At 71.5% G+C, this 20,431-nt stretch carries 14 protein-coding genes; 7 read left to right on the forward strand and 7 right to left on the reverse strand.

Annotation, left to right across the window (positions count from 1 at the left end; translation table 11 throughout):
• Positions 1-653: 653 nt before the first annotated feature.
• On the forward strand, positions 654-3,548 hold the full coding sequence (locus ACQEVC_RS15810) for a PQQ-dependent sugar dehydrogenase (RefSeq protein WP_432877813.1): 2,895 nt from the start codon (positions 654-656) through the stop codon (positions 3,546-3,548).
• Between the two features lie 102 nt (positions 3,549-3,650).
• Complete coding sequence (locus ACQEVC_RS15815; RefSeq protein WP_432877816.1) at positions 3,651-5,759, forward strand: GDSL-type esterase/lipase family protein; 2,109 nt, start codon at positions 3,651-3,653, stop codon at positions 5,757-5,759.
• A 94-nt stretch (positions 5,760-5,853) separates the two neighbouring features.
• On the opposite strand, the gene ACQEVC_RS15820 is transcribed toward ACQEVC_RS15815, so the two are convergent.
• The 4 genes from ACQEVC_RS15820 to ACQEVC_RS15835 form a co-directional block, all read right to left on the reverse strand.
• On the reverse strand, positions 5,854-7,323 hold the full coding sequence (locus ACQEVC_RS15820; RefSeq protein WP_432877818.1) for a lipopolysaccharide biosynthesis protein: 1,470 nt from the start codon (positions 7,321-7,323) through the stop codon (positions 5,854-5,856).
• Positions 7,324-7,420: 97 nt separating this feature from the next.
• Positions 7,421-8,314, reverse strand: a complete 894-nt coding sequence (locus ACQEVC_RS15825) for a glycosyltransferase family 2 protein (protein WP_432877821.1) — start codon at positions 8,312-8,314, stop codon at positions 7,421-7,423.
• Positions 8,315-8,344: 30 nt separating this feature from the next.
• Positions 8,345-9,577, reverse strand: a complete 1,233-nt coding sequence (locus tag ACQEVC_RS15830) for a methyltransferase domain-containing protein (protein WP_432877824.1) — start codon at positions 9,575-9,577, stop codon at positions 8,345-8,347.
• Positions 9,574-10,605, reverse strand: a complete 1,032-nt coding sequence (locus tag ACQEVC_RS15835; protein ID WP_432877826.1) for an NAD-dependent epimerase/dehydratase family protein — start codon at positions 10,603-10,605, stop codon at positions 9,574-9,576. Before ACQEVC_RS15835 ends, ACQEVC_RS15830 begins: the two co-directional genes overlap by 4 nt.
• Positions 10,606-10,784: 179 nt before the next feature.
• Between ACQEVC_RS15835 and ACQEVC_RS15840 the strand changes: the two genes are divergently transcribed.
• Positions 10,785-12,014: a methyltransferase domain-containing protein gene (locus ACQEVC_RS15840; RefSeq protein WP_432877829.1), complete on the forward strand. Its 1,230-nt coding sequence runs from the start codon at positions 10,785-10,787 to the stop codon at positions 12,012-12,014.
• On the opposite strand, the gene ACQEVC_RS15845 is transcribed toward ACQEVC_RS15840, so the two are convergent.
• Positions 11,954-13,201, reverse strand: coding sequence for an RNA-guided endonuclease InsQ/TnpB family protein (locus ACQEVC_RS15845; protein ID WP_432877832.1), 1,248 nt, complete (start codon positions 13,199-13,201; stop codon positions 11,954-11,956). The genes ACQEVC_RS15840 and ACQEVC_RS15845 overlap by 61 nt on opposite strands.
• 134 nt (positions 13,202-13,335) lie before the next feature.
• Here ACQEVC_RS15845 and ACQEVC_RS15850 point away from each other — a divergent pair, with 134 nt between their 5' ends.
• Genes ACQEVC_RS15850 through ACQEVC_RS15865 form a run of 4 tightly spaced genes read left to right on the forward strand, consistent with a single transcriptional unit; the run spans position 13,336 to position 17,550 of the window.
• Positions 13,336-14,208, forward strand: coding sequence for a glucose-1-phosphate cytidylyltransferase (locus ACQEVC_RS15850; RefSeq protein ID WP_432877835.1), 873 nt, complete (start codon positions 13,336-13,338; stop codon positions 14,206-14,208).
• Entirely contained in the window at positions 14,205-14,840 is a 636-nt protein-coding gene (locus tag ACQEVC_RS15855) for a PIG-L deacetylase family protein (RefSeq protein ID WP_432877838.1), read from the forward strand. Before ACQEVC_RS15850 ends, ACQEVC_RS15855 begins: the two co-directional genes overlap by 4 nt.
• Positions 14,837-16,207, forward strand: a complete 1,371-nt coding sequence (locus tag ACQEVC_RS15860) for a polysaccharide pyruvyl transferase family protein (protein WP_432877840.1) — start codon at positions 14,837-14,839, stop codon at positions 16,205-16,207. Before ACQEVC_RS15855 ends, ACQEVC_RS15860 begins: the two co-directional genes overlap by 4 nt.
• The gene (locus tag ACQEVC_RS15865) at positions 16,207-17,550 is read left to right on the forward strand and encodes a Coenzyme F420 hydrogenase/dehydrogenase, beta subunit C-terminal domain (protein ID WP_432877843.1); all 1,344 of its coding nucleotides are present in this window, start codon (positions 16,207-16,209) and stop codon (positions 17,548-17,550) included. The genes ACQEVC_RS15860 and ACQEVC_RS15865 overlap by 1 nt, the downstream gene beginning before the upstream one ends.
• On the opposite strand, the gene ACQEVC_RS15870 is transcribed toward ACQEVC_RS15865, so the two are convergent.
• Both ACQEVC_RS15870 and ACQEVC_RS15875 read right to left on the reverse strand, forming a co-directional pair.
• Positions 17,535-18,812, reverse strand: a complete 1,278-nt coding sequence (locus tag ACQEVC_RS15870) for a hypothetical protein (protein WP_432877845.1) — start codon at positions 18,810-18,812, stop codon at positions 17,535-17,537. The genes ACQEVC_RS15865 and ACQEVC_RS15870 overlap by 16 nt on opposite strands.
• Positions 18,813-19,144: 332 nt before the next feature.
• Positions 19,145-20,272, reverse strand: a complete 1,128-nt coding sequence (locus tag ACQEVC_RS15875; RefSeq protein WP_432891435.1) for an AI-2E family transporter — start codon at positions 20,270-20,272, stop codon at positions 19,145-19,147.
• Between the last annotated feature and the right edge of the window lie 159 nt (positions 20,273-20,431).

The following is a 20,431-nucleotide window of genomic DNA, read 5'->3' on the forward strand; positions in this document are numbered from 1 at the left end:
CACCGGGCTATCCCTTACCGGCCCGGTGCCTACCAAGACATTGCTCTACCAACCCGGCCCGGGCAAGGACCGTGGATTGGTGGTTGTGTCGAGTTACTTACAAGGTCGCGACCGATCGTACGATTGTTCCTTCACCCGCTCATCCGCGTACCGGGGCGCAACGGCACGTCACTGCCCTGATCAACACCAATTCAGCGGCGTCGGGGAGAACCGTCGGGAGAGCGCGGTTTACGTGATCTTCGTCCGGATTCGCGATTTGACGCGGCCGGGTGGCAGGTGTTGCGCCGAAAACTACTCTGTGCCGACAAAGGTGAGCCGCCGTTCACAGCCGGGTCCGGAACTGCCGCTCGCCCCAGGGAGAGGAGTGGGCCACCAGCCGGCCCTGGCCAACGGCACCTCGATCGTGTTCCGCCCGGACGGTTCGTAACCCTTGGTGCTCACTCAAGGTGAGCGCTGCCGTCCGCCGATTCTTGGCCGACAGGTCCGGGTGCCGGCTGTGCGAACGGTTGACCAGGGAAGATGATCGGTCGTTAAGGAGCGCCCGGTCGGTTAACCGCCCTGGTCAACCTCGCGACAGCCCGCTTCGCTACGGACGGTGATCCTGGAGCGCGGCAGTCGCCGACGGTTCGGCGGCGCCGTGGAGGGAGGCCGCCATGTCCCGAGCGGTACGGCGAACCTGGGCACTGAACCTGGCACTCGTGCTGGGCGTACCGGTCGTGGTCGGGCTGTCCCCGCTGGAACCCGAACCCGCGGCGGCGATCCCGCCCGGCTTCACCCAGCAGGTGGTCTTCACCGGGCTGACCCGCCCCACCAAGCTGGTCTTCGCCCCGGACGGCCGGGTCTTCGTCGCGGAGAAGAGCGGCATCGTCAAGGTCTTCGACAGCCTGGCGGACAACACCGCGACGGTCTTCGCCGACCTGCGCCCGAAGGTGTACGACTACGAGGACCTCGGCCTGATCGGCCTGGCCCTGCCGCCGAACTTCCCGACCGACCCGTACGTCTACCTCAGCTACACCTACGACGGCGTGGTCGGCGGGTCCGCGCCGACCTACCACGACGACTGCCGGACGGTCGGGACCTGCAAGGCCAGCGCCCGGGTCTCCCGGCTGCGGGCCGGCGGTGACGTGATGACCGGCAGCGAGCAGGTGCTGCTGCACGACTGGTGCCACCAGATCGAGAGCCACTCGATCGGTGACCTCGCGTTCGGCCCGGACGGGGCGCTCTACGTCGCCGGTGGCGACGGGGCGTCGGCGACCTTCACCGACTACGGGCAGGCGGGAAACCCGTCGAACCCGTGCGCGGACCCGCCCGCGCCGGCCGGGAGCGCGATGACGCCACCGAGCGCCGAGGGCGGCGGGCTGCGGTCCCAGGACATCCGTACCCAGGCCGACCCGACCGGGCTCTCCGGCACGCTGATCCGGATCTCACCGTCGGACGGGGCCGCGCTGCCGGACAACCCGCTGGCGGCCAGCACCGACCCGAACAACCGGCGGATCCTCGCGTACGGGCTGCGCAACCCGTACCGGTGGACGTTCCGGCCGGGCAGCAACGAGGTCTGGATCGGTGACGTCGGCTGGCGTACCTGGGAGGAGATCAACCGGGTGGTCGACCCGGCGGTCGGACCGGTCCGCAACTACGGCTGGCCGTGTTACGAGGGGAACGCGCCGCAGGGCGGCTACAACGCGGCCAACCTGTCGCTCTGCGAGACCCTCTACCCGCAGCCCGCCGGCACGGTCACCTCGCCGTACTACACCTACCAGCACAGCCAGCAGGTGGCGGCCGGCGACGGCTGCCCGACCGGCGGGTCGTCCCCGGCCGGGGTGGCGTTCTATCCGGGTGCCGGCGGCAGCTATCCGGCGGCGTACGCCGGGGCGCTGTTCTTCGCCGACTACTCCCGGGGCTGCATCTGGGCGATGCGGACCGGCACCAACGGGCTGCCCGACCCGGCCCGGATCGTGCCGTTCGCGATCGCCCCCGGCGTCGCGGACCTGCGGATCGGGCCGGAGAACGACCTGTACTACGTCGACCTGCTCGGCGGCACCGTACGCCGGTTCCACTACAGTTCCGGCAACCAGCCGCCGGACGCCGTCGCCGAGGCGACCCCGACCAGCGGAGAGGCGCCGCTGGCCGTCTCCTTCGACGCCGTCGGCTCGACCGATGCGGACCCGGGCGACATCCTCGAATACCAGTGGGACTTCACCGACGACGGCACCGTGGACGCGACCGGGCTGAACGTGACCCACCGGTACCCGTCGGTCGGCACCTATACCGCGCGGTTGCGGGTGGTCGACTTCGCCGGGCTCAGCGACACCGCGACGGTGCAGATCAGGGTCGGCACGAGTGCGCCGGTGCCGGTGATCGAACAGCCGACCGCCGCGCTGCGCTGGGCGACCGGCCAGACGGTCACGTTCAGCGGTGGGGCCACCGACCCGCAGCAGGGTGCGCTGCCGGCCTCGGCGCTGCGCTGGACACTGGTCAACATGCACTGCAGCACACCGGAGAACTGCCACAGCCATCCGGTGCGCGAGGTGGCCGGGGTCGCCTCCGGGACGTTCCTGGCCCCGGACCACGAGTACCCGTCCTATCTGGAGCTGACGCTGACCGCCAGGGACAGCGGCGGGCTGACCGGCAGCACCACGCTCCGGCTGGACCCGAAGACCGTGCAGCTCAAGCTCGCGACCAAGCCCTCCGGGCTGCGGGTCAACCTCAACGGCCGGAGTCTCACCACCCCGAACGCCGTGCAGGTGATCGTCGGTTCGACCAACACCCTCAGCGGGCCCGGGCCGCAGCGGCTCGGTCCGGGTACGTACACCTTCCAGAACTGGTCGGACGGGGGTGCCGCGACCCATGTGATCACCGCGCCGGCCGCCACCACCGCGACCTACACCGCCAACTACGACGGCGCGCCGGGTAGCTGCGCGGACGGCTTCGGCTACGCGTGCACCACACACTCCGGCCGGGCGTACCTGCCGGCCGGTCCGACCGAGCTGCCGCTGACCGGGGACAACGACACCGCATCGGTGGTGCTCCCGTTCCCGTTCCCGTACTACGGGCAGGCCCACTCCAGGGCGTGGGTGGACGTGAACGGCGTACTGTCCTTCGTGGACCCGCGCGGCTCCTGGCCGGCGAACCGGGCGCTGCCGTACGCCGGCACACCGAACGCGGCGCTCTATCCGTTCTGGGACGACCTGGTGATGCACCCGGAGTCGCGGGTCCGGACCGCCGTGCTGGGCGCCGCACCGGACCGGCAGTTCGTGGTCGAGTGGAAGGACGTGGGACTCTCCGGCGCACCCGCCGCACGGATCACCTTCCAGGCGGTGCTCTCCGAGTGGGGCCAGATCGCCTTCAACTACACCGCGCTGAACGCCGGACGCGAGTTGGGCAACTCGGCGACGATCGGCATCGAGAACCCGACCGGTACCGACGCGGTGCAGTACTCGGTCAACCAGTTGGTGCTGGCCAACGGCAAGGCGATCGTCTTCACCCCGCCGGCCGCGATCGTCGCCGCGTCGTCAGCCGACCAGGGCCTCACTCCGTTGATCAACTGACCATGCTCAGGTACCTACGTCCGGCCGCTGTTGATCTTCCACGTTACCTCCACACCGATGTGTTTGGATGCTCTCACTCGTCGATGGTTGGAGGGGTCGGGAATGAACGGCGGGGTCTGGCGTCGCACCGGGCTCATCGCGGCATTGGTGCTCGCGATGGTGTTGCCCACCGGCGGAGTGGCGCTCGCCGCCGCTCCGCTACCCATCATGGTGGTCGGCGACTCGATCACCCAGGGATCGTCGGGCGACATCACCTGGCGCTACCACCTGTACCAGCATCTGCTGAACGCCGGGGTCTCGTTCGACCTCGTCGGTGACCGCACGGACCTCTACAACAACATCACCAACCAGCACGGCGACCAGACCTACGCGTATCCGTTCGACCGGCACCATCACGCGCAGTGGGGACGGCCGGTGACGTCGGAGAAGGACACCATCCAGGCCGCTGTGTCGAGCACCGGAGCGCAGGTCGTCCTGGTCCTGCTGGGCATCAACGACCTGATCTGGTTCGCGCACAGCCCGGCCAGGGTCGCCGACGACATGCGCACCTTCGTCAGCAACGCGCGCGCGGCCAACCCCTCGGTCACCATCGTCATCGGGCACACCCTGTCCCGCTACGACATCTTCGAGAAGGTGTACCTCAACCAGGCCGACACGGCTGACCTCAACGCCCGGTATGACGCCCTTGCGGCGTCGATGTCGACCTCCGCCTCCAGGGTGGTGACCACCACCGACCCGGCCGGCTGGGATCCGGCGGTACACACCTGGGACGGCACGCACCCGAACTCAACCGGTGAGGCGCGGATCGCGGCGGCGTTCGCCAACGCGCTGAACCGCGTCGGCATCGGCCGCAGCTTCACCGGACCGACGAATGTGGCGTGGCCGTCGCCCGGTCCGGCGGTGAGCACCACGTCACTGAACCGGGCGGCCCGGCTCAACTGGTCGGCGACGCCGGGTGCCACCGGCTACCTGATCGAGCAGCGGATCGTCAAGCCGTCGAACGAGTCGACCTTCACCCGGCTGCCGTACCCCGTCGCGGACACCACATGGACCACGGAGGGCCTGGCCGGTGCGCAGGTCGACTACCGTCTCGTGCCGACCAAGGGGCTGATGACCGGCCAGCCGGGCAACCATTCGCGCGCCGTGTTCGGCGGTGTCGCGCCGGGGCACGTAACGCTGAATGGCTCGCCCGGCCCCACCGACAACGATTCTCAGTTGTGGTGGTCATCTACCGCGGAGGCCACCGGTTACTTCATCGAGGTGATCGACCTCGCGCGCAACCCTGCCAGCTGGACCCGGCTGCCCTGGGCGGTTTCCGCGACGTCGTTCAACCCCGGGCTGTTGTACCCCGGAAACTGGTACCGCTGGCGTGTCGTGCCGGTCAACGGGTTGTTGGAGGGGCCGGCCTCCGTGCCCATCGAGATACGCACCACCGGCGTGCCGCAGTACACCAGGTTCTTCGCGCTGGGCGACTCCTACTCGGCCGGGATCGGCAACCAGGACTCGAAGGCCGACCCGCAATGCGGAGTCTCGCCCAACACCTGGGCCTACCTGGCCAGGTCACCGTGGGACCCGCAGCCCGAACTGCTCGCCTGCTCCGGTGCCACGACCGTTGACGTGGACCTGTACCAGAAGGGCCTCATTCCGTGGCACGCCCCCGGCCCCACGCTGATCACCATGACGATCGGCGGCAACGACGCCGGGTTCGCACCGGAGTTGACCAACTGCATCCTGCTTCCGGTGCAGTGCACCCACCGGGAGCCGGCGCTCAACGCAACGGTCGACGCTCTCTACAACCCGCTGCGCCTGCTCTACCGGGACCTCCGGCTGCGGGCGCCGGGCGCCGACATCTTCGTGGCCGGCTATCCGCAGCTTGTTGCGCCAGGTCTGCCCTGCCCGCTCGCCATCAACGCGCCGCTCGACGACGACGAACGGCGGATGATCGTGCGACTCGGCGTGCGGTTGAACAATGTGATCCAGCAAGCCGCCTTCGACGCCGGCGTGGTGGCGTTCACCGGCGAGGTGACGGCCCGGTTCGCGGGCAACCAGCACGCCGCGTGCGGCAACGATCCGTGGATCAACGACCTCGTCTTCAGCTACCGGGAATCGTCGTTCCACCCGTTCGAGCCCGGGAATCTGGCGTACGCGCTGGCGCTCAACGACCGGCGTGTGCTGGTGAACACCCACGGCGCGGTGCGTCGCGTGCTCTGAGGTACGTGTGTAGCCGACGACACGGGTAGGGGGCCGGGACCTTCGAGCGGCGGGAGCAGGCCGAGACCATCCAACGGTGCCGAGGGTCTGCTGCTCATCTGCCGGTGGCGCCGCTCCCGGCGGTACGGCGGCGGGGGAGCCGGGCCAGCACCAGCCGGCGCAGCCGGGCGTCGGTGGCCCAGAGCAGCACCCCGGCGGCCAGCCCGGCCGTCCCGCCCAGCACCAGCAGCTCGACCACCGGTCCGGCGTCCAGGCCGGTCCGGGCCACCGCCAGCGGCACCAGTGCGGCGGCCACCGCGGCCAGGATCGCCGGCACCGTCGGGGCGAGGAAGGCCGCGATCGACGCCCTCGCGGCCCGGCGCACGGTGACCCAGACCGCGAGGGCGGTCACCACGACCTGCATCCCGACCCCGGCCAGCGCCACCGCGGTCGCCTCGGCCACGTCGCCGTACCCGGTGAAGAGGGTGCCGAGGCCGGCCAGCGTCGCCACCCCGAGTACGCCCCGGGTCCAGAGGATCGCGGCGAGCTTGCCCGGCTGGCCGATCGCCTGGAGCGCCGGACCGAGCAGCACACCGTACACGTTGACGGCGCCGAAGAGGCAGAGCAGCCGGAGCGGCACCTCGGTGCCGGCCCACTGCGGACCCAGCAGCGTGACCAGCGGATGGGCCGCCGCCGCCAGTACGCCGAGCACCGGCAGTCCGGCCAGCGCGCCGAGGTGCTGGAGCTGGCCCAGGTGTGCGGCCAGTGCGGCCCGGTCCCGCTGCAACCGGGACAGCGACGGCAGGGCCACCTGCTGGAGGGAGCGGACCGTCACGTCCACCAGCATGTCCGGCAGCCGGGCCGCCAGCCGGTAGATCCCGGTCGCCACCGGCCCGAAGAAGAGGCCGGTGAAGAGGACGTCCGCCTTGGAGCTGAGCATCAGGCCCAGCCCGGCGTTGGCCGAGTGGGCGGAGAAGACCAGCAGGTCCCTGATGCCGGCCAGCCGGGGCCGGCGGCTGGGCCGCCACGGGCAGACCCACCAGAGCACCACCAGACCGACCGCCGCGTTCACCAACTGCTGCGCCACCAGGGCCCAGATGCCCGCCCCGGCCAGCGCCAGCACCACCCCGACGACGCCGCTGAGCAGCGAGGCGAGCAGGGTACGGATGGCGACCGCGCGGAACCGCAGCTCCCGGCGCAGCACCGCCTCGGGCACGATGGAGAGCCCCTGCAACAGCACCAGCGGGGAGAGCGCGACGCAGATCGCGGTCAGCTCCGGAGCCCGGTTGACCATCGCCCAGAGTGGACTGGCGGCCGCGGTCAGCCCGCCGATCACCACCCCGGCCAGCACCAGCACCACGAACGCGCCGTCCAGGTGCTCGGGGGTGAGCCTGTCCCGCTGCACGATCGCGGAGACCAGCCCCTGCTGGATCAGCGTCTGCGCGACCGTGATGAAGACGGTGGCCATCGCCACCAGGCCGAACTCGCTCGGCCCGAGCAGCCGGGCGAGCAGGAAGGTGACCAGGATCGACGAACCGATCCGGCCGGCGGTGAGCACGTACGACCAGCCGATCGCCGAGCGCACCCGACCGGCGCTGCCCGACGGGGGCGATTCCGGGTCATCTGCCGGGGTGCTGGCTGGCTGTTCCGGAGCCGTCCGGGCGGGCTGGAGCGCGGCCACCCTAGGCGCTGCCCTTCGCCGCGCTGGTACGCCGACGGACCAACCGGCGGCGCAGCCGGCCGAGCCGGACCCGGACCCGGCGGGCCCACCAGGTGGCCAGGAACGCCACCGCCGAACTGAGCCGGGTGCCGAGCGGCTCGGAGCCGGTGGAGAGGGTCCGCAGCGTCTCGGCGAGCATCCGCAGCCGGGGCGCCCGGACCCGCTTGCCGCTCTGGGCGAACCAGGCCAGTGCCGAGGCCGGGGTGGCATCCCTGGCCTGCCGGGTGGAGGCGCCGTGCATCCGGCGCAGGAAGAGCGGCTCGGCGACCTCGTGGATCTCGCCGAGCCGGGCCACCTCGGCGATCAGCGTGTAGTCGGAGGAGAGGAACGGGCGGATCATCCCGGTCCGGCGCAGCGCCGACATCCGGAACACCCCGAAGTGCGCGTGGCAGAGGTTGATGTTCTTCGCCACCCCGGCCACCCGGCGCCACGGCCGCCGGTCGCGCAGGTCCAGCCGGTCGGCGTACGGACCGATCACCTCGCCCGCCTCGTCGATCAGCACCGTACGCGGATAGGCGAGTACGGCGTGCGGCCCGGCCGCGTCCAGCGCCGCCACGCAGGTGCGCAGGTACGCCGGCAGGCAGACGTCGTCGTACGCCACCCACTTGAACAGCTCGCCCCGGGCCAACTGCACCACCCGGGCGTAGTTGACGTGCCCGCCGAAGTTGCGCGGGTTGCGGTAGAGCCGGACCCGCGGGTCCTTCGCCGCGTACCGCTGGCAGATCTCCCAGGTCCGGTCGGTGGAGGCGTTGTCGCTGATGATGATCTCGAAGTCGGGGTAGTCCTGGGCGAGCAGGGCGTCGAGGCAGCCTTCGAGGTAGCGCTCGGCGTTGTAGAGGGGCACGCCCAGACTCACCCGCGGCGCTGGCTCCATCATCTCCTCCGCTCAGGCGACCAGCAGCTCGGCCTGCACGCCGAGCTGGCGCAGCGCGGCGTCGATCTCGTCCCGGTAGGCCGGATTGGTGATGATCACCGATCGGGTGCCGGAGCCGGCGAGGGTGGCCGGATCCCGCACCTCGTGCCCGGTCACCGGCAGGTAGCGGCCCCACTTGCGGGGGTTGACGTCCACCACCGCGGCGAGCCGGCGGTCCGGGTCGGCCAGGTGCAGGAACTGCACCCCGCGCGAACCGGCCCCCCAGAGCACCGGCCGGTCGCCGGCGGCCAGCAACCGGTCGATGGTGCCGCGCCAGCGCTTCCGCTCGGCTGCGTGCCGGTCGGCGAAGCCGGCGATCGAGCCGAGCTGGCGGTCCCGGTCGGCCCGGCCCGGCGACTCGGCCCCGGGCAGTTCGGCCCCGGGCAGCTCGGTGCCGGTCACCGGCGGTGCCGCGTTGACCGAGATCTCGACGTACCGGAACATGCCCGAGAAGAGCCGCCCGGTGGCGACCACCCGCCAGCCGGCCCGCTCGACGATCCGGCACAGCGAGTACCCGTCGAAGTAGGAGACGTGCGGGTAGATCACCTCCCAGCCGGCGGTGGCCAGGTCGTAACCGGCGTCCGGCACCTCCAGATAGCCGTACACCGGCCGGTCGCCGGCCAGCTCGCGGAGCCGGACCAGGAAGGCGTACGGGTCGTCCAGGTGCTCGAACCAGTGCCGGGAGGTGACCAGGTCGAACTCGGGGGTGTCGGCGTCCAGCGGCGCGTGCCCCCGGTGGAAGGTCGCGCCGGACGGGTCCGGGCCGGGTGTCCCGGCATACATCGCGTCGTAGCCGATGCCCCGGCAACCGGCGACGTGACACAGCTCGCGGAGGAACTCGCCCTGGCCGCAGCCGACGTCCAGCACCGTGCCGCCGCGCAGCGGGAACCGCCCGGCGAGGTGCTTGACCAGTTCCGCCGAGAAGACCCCGAACGCGGGCGAGTGGTGCAGGTTGGTGTCCATGGTGGTGTCGTAGACCAGAACGGCCGGGTCGAAGGCGAGGTTGCGCACGTACCCGCACTCCGGGCAGTACGCCAGCCACATCCGCCCGAGCGGGCTGGCCAGCGCCTCGGCCCGGCTGGCCCAGTGCACGCCGCAGTAGACCGGGATCTCGCCCAGGTCGGCGAAGGGCACCAGGTCGTGCCGCCCGCAGGCCGTGCACCGGTGCACCGGCTGCCGGCCGCCGGAGCCCTCGGCACCGGTCACCGAGCCCTCCAGCGCAGCTCGGCGTCGAGCCGGCCCGCCTCGGTGAGCGCCCGGATCCGGCGCAGCCGCTGGTGCCGCTCGCCCCGGAACACCTCGATGGTCAGCCCGTACCGCTGGTACGCCTCGACCAGCTCCTCGATCCCCTTGCGTACCGTCCAGCGGGGCCGGAAGCCCGGCACCTCGGCGGCGACCAGGTCACAGCTCACCCGGTAGTTGCGGGTGTCCGCCGACGCGCCCCCGGCGAAGGTCACCCGGGACCCCGGCACCACCTCGGCGACGAGTTCGGCGACGTCCCGGATCAGGTAGTTCTCGGCGGTGACCCCGATGTTGTACGCCCGGCCGTGCACCGTGGCCCGGTCCGCCTCCAGCAGGGCCAGGAAGGCCGCGCAGATGTCCTCGGCATGCACCAGGGGCCGCCAGGCGGAGCCGTCGGAGAGCAGCCGCACCTCACCGGTGAGCAGGGCGTGCGCGGTGAGGTCGTTGACCACCAGGTCGCCGCGGAGCCGGGGCGAGAAGCCGTACGCGGTGGAGTTGCGCAGGAACACCGGGGAGAAGTCGTCGTCGGCGAGCGCGGCGAGGTCCTGCTCGGCCCGGATCTTCGACTCGCCGTACGGGGTGACCGGCGCGAAGCCGGCGGTCTCGTCCAGCGGGCGGTCGTCGGTGCCCGCGCCGTAGAGGCTGCACGAGGAGGAGAAGAGGAACCGGGTCACCCCGGCCGCCTTGGCGGCCTCGGCCAGCCGCACCGTCGCCCGATGGTTGATCTCGTAGGTCAGCTCCGCGTTGAGGTTGCCGATCGGGTCGTTGCAGAGCGCGGCGAGGTGGCAGACCGCGTCGAACCCGGCGAGGTGCTCCGGCCGGACGTCCCGCAGGTCCATCGCGAGGGAGGGCACGGCCGCCGGTGCCGGGCCGAGCAGGCAGTCGGAGTAGTAATCGGTGTCCAGGCCCGTCACGTCGTGCCCGGCGGCCCCCAGCATCGGGGTGAGTACGCCGCCGAGGTAACCATGGTGGCCGGTCACGAGAACACGCACGGCAAAGCTCCCGTCGTCGACCGGGTGAGAAGGCGAGTTTATGGGTGCCCCCCTGGCCGGCCGGGCTATTGTCGGACTTTTTACTCAACCGCTCCCGCCGCGCCGGAGTGCTGGTTAGCGTGGCGCGCAGGCGGGCGGGCGCCGCGCCGGTATTCCGATCATATCGGGGTGGGTGGGGCATGACCGATGCCAAATGCCGGCTGTGTGCGGCGGTATTGACCGAAACGTTTGTCGACCTGGGCATGTCGCCGCTCTGCGAGAGCTATCTGAGCGCCGACCGACTCGATTCGGCCGAGACCTTCTATCCACTGCACGTCCGAATCTGCTCGAACTGTCTGCTCGTGCAACTTCCGGCGTACGTGTCCGGAGAGGAAATCTTTTCCGACTATGCCTATTTCTCGTCGTATTCCGACTCCTGGGTGGCGCACGCCAGGCGGTACGCGGACACGATGACCGAGGCGCTCGGTCTCGGGCCCGACAGCCTGGTGACCGAGGTGGCGAGCAACGACGGATATCTGCTCCAGCACTTCGTCGCCAGCGGCGTACCGGTGCTCGGGGTGGAGCCGGCCGGCAACGTCGCCGAGGTGGCCCGGCGCCGTGGCATCCGGACCGAGGTGCGGTTCCTGGGTGCGGAGACCGGTGCCGAGCTGGCGGAGCGCTACGGCCGGGCCGACCTGGTGGCCGCCAACAACGTCTACGCGCACGTGCCCGACCTGATCGGGTTCACCGCCGGGCTGGCCGCGCTGGTCAAGCCGACCGGGCTGGTCACCTGCGAGGTGCCGCACCTGCTGCGGCTGATCGAGCGCCGGCAGTACGACACCATCTACCACGAGCACTATCAGTACCTGACGCTGCGTACCGCGATGCGCGCGCTGGCCACCGCCGGCCTGATCGTGACCGACGTCGACGAACTGTCGTCGCACGGCGGTTCGCTGCGGGTGTACGCCCGGCCGGCCGCGGCGGCGGGGGAGCCGTCCGGCAACGTCAAGTCGGTGCTGGACGCCGAGACCGAGGCCGGGCTGCACACCGTCGCCGGGCACCTCGGCTTCGCCGACGCGGTCTTCGACATCAAGCGGGAACTGCTCGACTTCCTGCTCACCGCCCGGGCCCAGGGCCTGCGGGTGGTCGGCTACGGGGCACCGGGCAAGGGCAACACGCTGCTCAACCACTGCGGCATCCGCTCCGACCTGCTGGAATACACCGTGGACCGCAGCCCGCACAAGCAGGGAAAGTTCCTGCCCGGCACGCACATCCCGATCCACCCGCCGGAGCGGATCGCCGAGGACCGCCCCGACTACGTGCTCGTGCTCCCCTGGAACCTGCGCACCGAGATCTCCGCGCAGCTCGCCTACGTGCGGCACTGGGGCGGGCGACTCGTCTTCCCGATCCCCGCCCTGGAGGTGGTGTGATAACGCCTCCCCATGGCTGGGAGCCGGGGGATTTCTGGCTCGGACCGCACCCGAGCACCGTCTCGGAAGGAGGTGATCGCATGTCTTACGTCGTCGGCACCAGCACGGTCGCGTTCTGCCATGGTGAGGATTACCCTCGCGGCGTTCCGGTCGCGGCAGGCGGTGTGTCCGCAGGTGTCGCACCGGAAGACTCTGACCCCCAGCCCGAGGCGGTGCTTGGCTCTCGTACCGCACTGCGAGCAGGTCATCGTGGTGTAGGCGGGCGGTACCAGCATCACCTTCCGGCCCGCCCGCGTGCCACGGTTGATCAGTTCCCGCTTCGCGGCGCCGATCGCCGCGTCGGCGGCCTTGCGGGCCATCCGGGACCTGGCCAGGAATGTCGGCTTGAAGTCCTCGACGGCGATGGTCGCGTGGTTGTCGACGACCTTCTTTGCCCAGACCCGGGCGTCGTGGGCGTTCTGCCGGGCCGCCCTCCTTGCGACCCTCGCCGCCTGCCGCCTGGCCCGAAGGTACCCATTCGACGGCTTGACACCCTTCGCCCTGCGGCGGCGGGCCATCCGGCGCTGGAGTCTGGCCAGCTCGGCGGCGCACCGTTTCCGGTGGCCGAGGTACGGCAGGTCGTAGGCGGGGTCGGTAGTCGTCGCGGTCGTCGTGACGCCCCAGTCGACACCGATTGCGCCGTCGGCGTCGGGCGCGGGCGTGGTGTCGCGGTGGACGACGAAGGAGGCGTACCAGTGCCCGAGCGTGTCCTGGTAGACGCGGACGCTGGTCGGGTCAGACGGCAGTTCGCGGGACCAGACGACGGGAATGATGACGCCGCCGGGCAGCCGCAGCTCGCGGATCGAGAAGCCGCGGGTGGTGTATTCCAGGCTGGGCAACGTGTCTTTGCGCCGTTTCGGTCTCGGCCCGCCCCGTCCCTTCACTCTGAAGGAGTGCTGGAGGGCGAGGGCGTAGGTACGCAGCGTCTGCTGCTGGGCGACCTGGGACCCTTCCCGCAACCACGACGAGCGGGCCCGCGCCCCGGTCAGCAACTTCGACAACTTGCCGAAGGTCGGCCTACGCCCGGTCCTGTGCTGGTGGACGGCCTCGTTCCACAGCCAGCGGCACCGCCCCCACTCGGCCAGCAGCGTGGCCCGCGCGGTCGCGCCGGGACGCAACCGGTAGGTGTACCGCACTGTCTCGTCCACGCCGGCAAGCATCCCAGCCGCATCCGACAGGTTTTGCCCCGCAGAGGAGTCGACGCCGTGTCGAAAACCACCACCACGCCCGACCGCCCTGTCCTCCCCATGGCTAACGCCAGGGGTTTTTCGGGCGGGTCTTGATGAAGGTCGTCCTCTTCTGCGGCGGCCTGGGGATGCGGATGCGCGAGGACGCGGCCTCCGCGCCGAAACCGATGGCGATGATCGGGGACCGCCCGCTGCTCTGGCACGTGATGCGCTACTACGCCCACTTCGGGCACACCGACTTCATCCTCTGCCTCGGCTACGGCGCCGTCGCGGTCAAGGACTACTTCCTCCGGTACGACGAGACGCTCTCCAACGACTTCAGCCTCTCGATGGACGGCCGGGACGTGCGGCTGCACTCCGCCGACATCACCGACTGGAACATCACCTTCATCGACACCGGCCTCGGGGCGAGCATCGGCGAGCGGCTGATCCGGGTCCGCAGGTACGTCGAGGACGAGCCGATGTTCCTGGCCAACTACGCCGACACCCTGACCGACGCGCCGCTGCCGGAGATGGTCGACCGGTTCCGCCACACCGACGCGGTGGCCAGCCTGCTGGCCGTACCGGTGCAGTCGACCCACCACGTCATCGACATCGCCCCCGGCGACCAGGTCACCCGGGTACGCCCGATCCGCGAGCTGATGCAGTGGGAGAACGGCGGCTACTTCATCCTGCGCCCGGAGATCTTCGACGTGCTGCGCGAGGGGGAGGACCTGGTGCCGCAGGCGTTCGACCGGCTGCTGCCGGAGCAGCGGCTGATCGCCCAGCGCTACACCGGCTTCTGGCGGGCCGCCGACACCTTCAAGGACCGGGCCGAGTTGGAGCAGCTCTACCACTCGGCCCGCTGCCCGTGGATGCTCTGGGACGCCAACCGCAACCGGGGCCGCCGGCCGGCGACCCTGGAGCCGGTGCTCGCCGCCGCGGGCAGCGCCGGGGGAGCCCGCGAGCTGGGGCTGACCGGCCGATGATGCCGTTGCGTCTCTCCGCGGCCCGTTCGGTGGTGTTGCTCGGGGCACATCCGGACGACATCGAGATCGGCGCCGGCGGGCTGCTGCTCGCCCTCGGCGACGTACCCGGACTCCGGGTGCACTACGTACTGCTCACCGGTACCCCCGCCCGGCAGGCCGAGGCCCGGTCCGCGGCCGCGGCCTTCCTGCCCGGCGCCCGGCTCAGCTTCGCCCTGCACGACCTGCCGGACGGCCGGGTACCGGCCCGGTGGGGCGAGGCGAAGGAGATCGTGAACACCGCCGCCGCGACCCTGGACGCCGATCTGGTGCTGGCGCCCGGCCCGGACGACGCGCACCAGGACCACCACACACTCGCCGCGTTGGTGCCCACGTCGTTTCGGGACGCCACGGTGTTGTACTACGAGATCCCCAAGTGGGACGGGGACCTGGGCCGGCGCAACGTCTATCTGCCCCTGACCGAGGAGCGGGTGCGCCGCAAGGTCGAGCTGCTGCACGCGAGTTATCCGTCCCAGAAGGCCCGGGACTGGTGGGACGACGAGGTCTTCCTCGGGCTGTCCCGGCTGCGGGGGATGGAGTGCCGGTCCCGGTACGCCGAGGCGTTCCGGTGCGAGAAAGCGGTGATCGAGCAGTGACCGAAGCGACCGAGGCGACCGAGGCGAGCGAAGCGCCCGAGGCGAGCGGGACGACCGGGTCGGGCGCCCGGAGCAGGGCGTTGTCGGCCTGCCTGTTCGGGGTGCCGGGCGCGCACCTGAACCTGGGGGTCGGCGCGCTGCGGGCGGCCACCCTGGGCGGACTGCTGGCCCGGGAGCCGGGCGCGGACGTGACCGTCTTCGACGACGGCTGGGGGCAGCGCGCCGGGCACACCTTCGTGGCCGGCCGGCCGGTGCCGATCTCGCTGGCCGGTGCCCGGCACTCCCGCCGCTACCACCGGCCGGAGTCCTACCTCAACATGCGGATCAGCGCGGCGCTGGGCGGGCTCGGCAACGCCGGGCTGGCCCGGATCGACGCCGCCGACGTGGTACTCGACGTCAGCGGCGGGGACAGCTTCAGTGACATCTACGGTGAGCACCGGTTCCGCACCGTGGCCTGGCCGAAGCGGTTGGCGCTGCTCCGGCGCCGCCCGCTGGTGCTGCTGCCGCAGACGTACGGGCCGTTCCGGTCGACGCGGCTGCGCTCCGAGGCCGCGGCGCTGATCCGGGGCGCTCGGATGGCCTGGGCCCGGGATCCGGAGAGCTATGCGGCCCTGGCCGACCTGCTCGGGCCCGACCTCGACCCGTTGCGGCACCGGGAGGGCGTGGATGTGGCCTTCGCGCTGGAGCCGAGGGCGCCGGACGAACCGGCGTACCAGCGGTTGGCCGGGTGGTTCGAGGCGGATCCGGGGCCGGTGGCCGGGATCAACGTCAGCGGACTGATGTCCCGGCCGGAGGGCCGGGTCCAGTTCGGACTTGCCGGGGACACCTCCCGGGTCGCCAACCGGCTCTGCGAACGCCTGCTGGAGCAGTCGGACACCCGGGTGATCATCGTCCCGCACGTACTCACCCCGAACGGGGCCGACGACGACCGGGTGGCCAGCGAGCGGCTCTACGCCGCCCTCGCACCCCGGTACGGCGACCGGGTGGCGCTCGCCCCGTCCGGGCTGGACCCGCACCAGAGCAAGTGGGTGATCGGGCATACGAGCTGGTTCTGCGGGATGCGGATGCACTCCACGATCGCCGCGCTCTCCTCCGGGGTACCGGCGGCGGTGGTGGCGTACAGCGACAAGGCGCGGGGCGTCTTCGCCAGCGTGGGGCAGCGCCGGCACGTCGCCGACGCCCGCCGGCTCGCCGACGACGCGCTGCTCGACGCGCTCTGGACCTCCTGGACCGGCCGGGCCGAGACCGCAGCCGTGCTGGCTGTCCGGACCCCGGCCGCGGTCGGGCGGGCCGCCGCCCAGATGGACGAGTTCGTGGCGCTGGCCCGGGCCGAGCGGGACCGCCGAGCGCCGGCCGGGGTGTGCTGATGGTGCGGCCCCGCACCGTGCACGACGTGGCGTCCGGCAAGCTCTGCACCGGGTGCGGGGTCTGCGCGTACCTGGCGCCGGACGAGGTGCGGATGGTCGACGTGCTCGACCACGGCCGGCGACCGTTGCCGATCACCCCGGTCGGGGCGGCGGGCAAGGGCGCGGCGGCGGCGCTGGACTGCTGCCCGGGGGTGCGGCTGGCGCACGGCAGCAGCCGGCCGGCGCCGGGCGAGATCCCCGAACTGCGCGCGGCCTGGGGCCCGGTCCGGGCCATCTGGGAGGGGTACGCGGCGGACCCGCGGGTCCGGTACGCCGGCTCCAGCGGCGGCGTGGCGACCGCACTGGCCGGATACTGCCTGACCGGCGAGGGGATGGCCGGGGTGCTGCACATCGGCGCCCGGGCCGACGTGCCGTACCTGAACGAGACCCGGCTGTCCCGCACCTCCGCCGAACTGCTCGCCAACGCCGGCTCCCGGTACGCCCCGGCGAGCCCCTGCGACCGGCTGGACCTGGTCGAGTCGGCCGAGGCGCCGTGCGTCTTCGTCGGCAAGCCCTGCGACGTGGCAGCGGCCCGGATGGCCCGGCAGGTCCGGCCGGAGCTGGACCGGAAGCTCGGGCTGACCATCGCAATCTTCTGCGCCGGCACCCCTACCACCAGGGGCACCCTGGAGATGCTGGACCGGCTCGGGGTGGCCGACCCGACCCGGCTGGAGTCGGTGCACTACCGGGGCGCCGGCTGGCCCGGATCGGCCCGGGCCCGGCTCGCCGACGACCCGCCCCAGGTGCGCCGGGAACTGAGCTACGCCGAGTCCTGGGGCGAGATCCTGCAGAAGCACCGGCAGTGGCGCTGCTACCTCTGCGCCGACCACACCGGCGAGTTCGCCGACGTGGCGGTCGGCGATCCGTGGTACAGGCCGACCGGCGACGACCCGGGCCAGTCCCTGGTGCTGGCCCGCACCGAGCGCGGCGTACGGCTGGTCGAGGCGGCCATCGCGGCCGGGACGCTGGTGTTGACCCCGGTCGGCGCCGACATCCTGCCCGCCTCGCAGCCGAACCTGCTCCGGGCCCGGGGTGCGGTGTGGGGGCGCCTGCGCACGCTGCGGGCCGCCGGCCTGATGACGCCCCGGCTGCGCAACCTGCCGATGGCCGGGATCTGGTGGCGGCACCTGTCCACGGTCGAGAAGCTCCGCTCCACTCTCGGCACCCTGCGCCGGATCGGTCGCAAGCGGCTACGTGAACCGGCCGCGCTGGAGGCGTACCGGCCGCCGACCCGGGGCGGGTCGCCGGCTGTTCCGGCACCCGGGCCGGCCCCGTCGGCCGACTCCGCTCAGACCACCGGCTGACCGTTGTCGAAGTAGACGTTGGTGGGCCGGTCCCAGGTGACGCCGGGCCGGTTCCAGCCGGAGACCACCCCGTACCGGTAGTCGCGGCCGTACTTGTTGTTCCGGAACAGGATGTTGGAGCCGATCAGCCGGGGACTGATTCCGATCGAGTAGTTGCCGCCGTTGCAGTAGTTGTCCTCGAAGGTCAGGTTGGTCAGCGACGGGCTGGTCTCCGAGCCGATGGTGAGGCAGGAGTTGAACGGGTCCCGGGTCACCGGGTTGTACGACAGCAGGGTGTTGTGCCGGACGATGATGTTGTTGCCCCCGGTGCTCTGCAACACGTCGTTGTGCGAGCCGGCGACCCGGGCCAGGCTGTGCAGGTACGAGTCGAAGATCCTGGTGTTGTCGGCCAGCCGCGGGCCGTCGATCATGTTGTAGACGTTGCCCCGGCGCAGCGTGTAGTTGCCGCAGCAGATCGAGGCCGAGTTCTTCGCCATGCCGTTGATCTCGACGTCCTGGATCAACAGGTTGGTCGCCCCGGCCAGGGTCCGGATCGAGTACGTGGGGCTGTTGCAGGTGATCCGGGACCGCAGGATCTGCACGTTGGCGGCGGCGACGGTGACGCAGCCGACGATGTTCAGCCCGCTCACCACCTGCCCGGCGGTACGCAGGCTGAGCGATCCGGAGTTGCGCAGCGCCGTACCGGCCGGCACGCCGGTGTTGCCCGGCCCGGGCCAGTACGTGATCGGGGTGGGCGGCGCGCTGGCCGGCGCGTACGGCGGCCGCTGCGCCATCGCCCGTGAGTCGGGATCGGGGTCGGGGGGCGGAATCGGGCCCCCGGTCGGGCCGCTCGGCCCCTCGATCCGGTACGGCTTTCCGTCCTGCGAGGACTCGACGACGGTGGCCGGGTTGCCGTCGGTCTGCCGGAACGCCTGGCGGCAACCGTTGACCCGGACCCGTAACGCCGAGTATCCACCCGGCACCACGCCGTCGGTCCCGGCCGAGGTGCATCGGATCTCGGTGTCCTCGATCAGCGTGCCGACCACCCCGGGCCGGATCACGATGGCGGCGGCGCCGCCGGTGCGTACCTTCACCCGCCGGATGGTCACGTTGTCGGCCGCCACCTGGATCGGGCGGTCGACCGTCTGTCCCCAGAGGACGGTGCCGGGCCGGTCGAGCACCATCGGTGCGGCCCGGACCGGCTGCCCCGCGACGTTGAGCACGAGATAGCCGCTGGCGGCGAGGAGGGCGGCCGTGACGCCGAAGATCCCGATGACGGTCACGCGGCGCCGGTCGCGGTGTGGCTGGCGGACGGGATTCGCTGGCTCGATCGGAGGTCCGGCGTTGGTGTCGGTCACGGCTACCCCCCACGGGCGCGTCGCAGACGGTGGTGGCCCACAGCTCGTGCCGCAACGAGGGCCGCTCCACCGCCGATCCGGCCGGGTGCGCGCCGACTCCCCCCGAGCCGACACGATCGCTCGATCGAGACACCTTCCCAGGTCAGGAGGGGTGCGATTCCGATCGTCTCGATCTACTGGCCATGAATGAATACTACAAGCCGTGTTGAAGGGGTTACTATTCTCGATTCAGACGGATTACGGACAGAAGTTGCGGCTCAGCGGTGTTGCTGCCGGGGCAGCACCACCTCGCGGAGCACCAACTGGATCGCGGCCACCGCCGGGATCGCCACCAGCGCGCCGATCACCCCGAACAGGGCCACCCCGAGCAGCGCCGCGACGATCGCCGCCACGTCGTTGACCTGCACGGACCGGCGCATCACCCGGGGATAGACGAGGTAGTTCTCCACCTGCTGGTAAATCAGGAAGAAGACCACGCAGGCGATCCCGGTCGGCACGTCGGTGGCGAAGCCGACCAGGCTGATCACCACCGCTCCGATGGTCGCGCCGATCTGCGGGATGAGGTCGCAGATCGCCACCACCACGGCGAGCGCGAACGGGTACGCCAGGCCGACGACGATGGCGAAGACGAAGGTACTCACCCCGGCCAGCAGCGCGATGGCGAGTGCCCCCACCATGTAGGCGCCGACCTTGGCGAGGATCTCGTCGCCGATCAGCCGGACCCGGTCCCGCCGGGTGGCCGGGACCAGGCCGTAGCCGAGGTCGCGGAGCCGGTCGAAGGTGGCCATGAAGTAGATGGTCAGCACGATCACGGTGACGATGTTGAACACCGCGCCGAAGATGAACCCGGCGGCCCCGAAGACCCCGCCCAGGGCCCGGGTGATGTTCTCCGTGGTGGCCGCCGACTCGATCCTGCCCGCCAGGTCGTACTGGACGATCAGGTCGTTGACGGTGTCGTTGCGGCGCAGTTGGGTCACGTAGTCGGGCACCTGCCCGATCAACTCACCGGTCTGGCTGACGATCGGCGGGACCAGCGCGTACACCGCGCCGGTGATGACCGCGAGCAGGGTCAGGGTCACCGCCGCGACGGCGAGGCCACGGGGCAGCCCCCAGGACCGCAGCCGGACCACCGCCGGGTGCAGGCCGATCGCCAGGAAGAGCGCGATGAAGACCAGCACCAGCACCGAGCCCGCGTTGCGGACCGCGAGGAAGATCGCGTACGCCAGCAGCACGCCCAGCCCGCCGGTGAGCCCGACCAGGAACGGGCTGAGCCGCAACGGCTGGCCGGGCCGGCCGAACCGTCCACTGCCGGCGGACTCCGTCGTGCCGGAACCCGGAGCCGGGTCGCTGTCGGCCGGGTCGCTGTCGACCGGATCGGCGTCGATCGGGCCGGCGTCGGCCGGATTGGCGTCGGCCGGATTGGCGTCGATCGGGCCGGCGTCGGCCGAATCGGCGTCGGCCGGATTGGCATCGGCCAGGCCGGCATCGGCCAGATCCCCGTCGACCGGGCCGGCCGGCCGGGGCACGCGCTCCGGCGCGTCGCC

The sequence above is a fragment of the Plantactinospora sp. CA-294935 genome (assembly GCF_050936445.1).
Classification (GTDB): Bacteria; Actinomycetota; Actinomycetes; order Mycobacteriales; family Micromonosporaceae; genus Plantactinospora.

What these genes read in the sequence shown, in the direction of transcription:
- ACQEVC_RS15865 (WP_432877843.1), top strand. Translation starts at nt 16,207, where the DNA reads ATGGTGCGGCCCCGCACCGTGCACGACGTGGCGTCCGGCAAGCTCTGC.
- ACQEVC_RS15855 (WP_432877838.1), top strand. Translation starts at nt 14,205, where the DNA reads ATGATGCCGTTGCGTCTCTCCGCGGCCCGTTCGGTGGTGTTGCTCGGG.
- ACQEVC_RS15815 (WP_432877816.1), top strand. Translation starts at nt 3,651, where the DNA reads ATGAACGGCGGGGTCTGGCGTCGCACCGGGCTCATCGCGGCATTGGTG.
- ACQEVC_RS15810 (WP_432877813.1), top strand. Translation starts at nt 654, where the DNA reads ATGTCCCGAGCGGTACGGCGAACCTGGGCACTGAACCTGGCACTCGTG.
- ACQEVC_RS15840 (WP_432877829.1), top strand. Translation starts at nt 10,785, where the DNA reads ATGACCGATGCCAAATGCCGGCTGTGTGCGGCGGTATTGACCGAAACG.
- ACQEVC_RS15850 (WP_432877835.1), top strand. Translation starts at nt 13,336, where the DNA reads ATGAAGGTCGTCCTCTTCTGCGGCGGCCTGGGGATGCGGATGCGCGAG.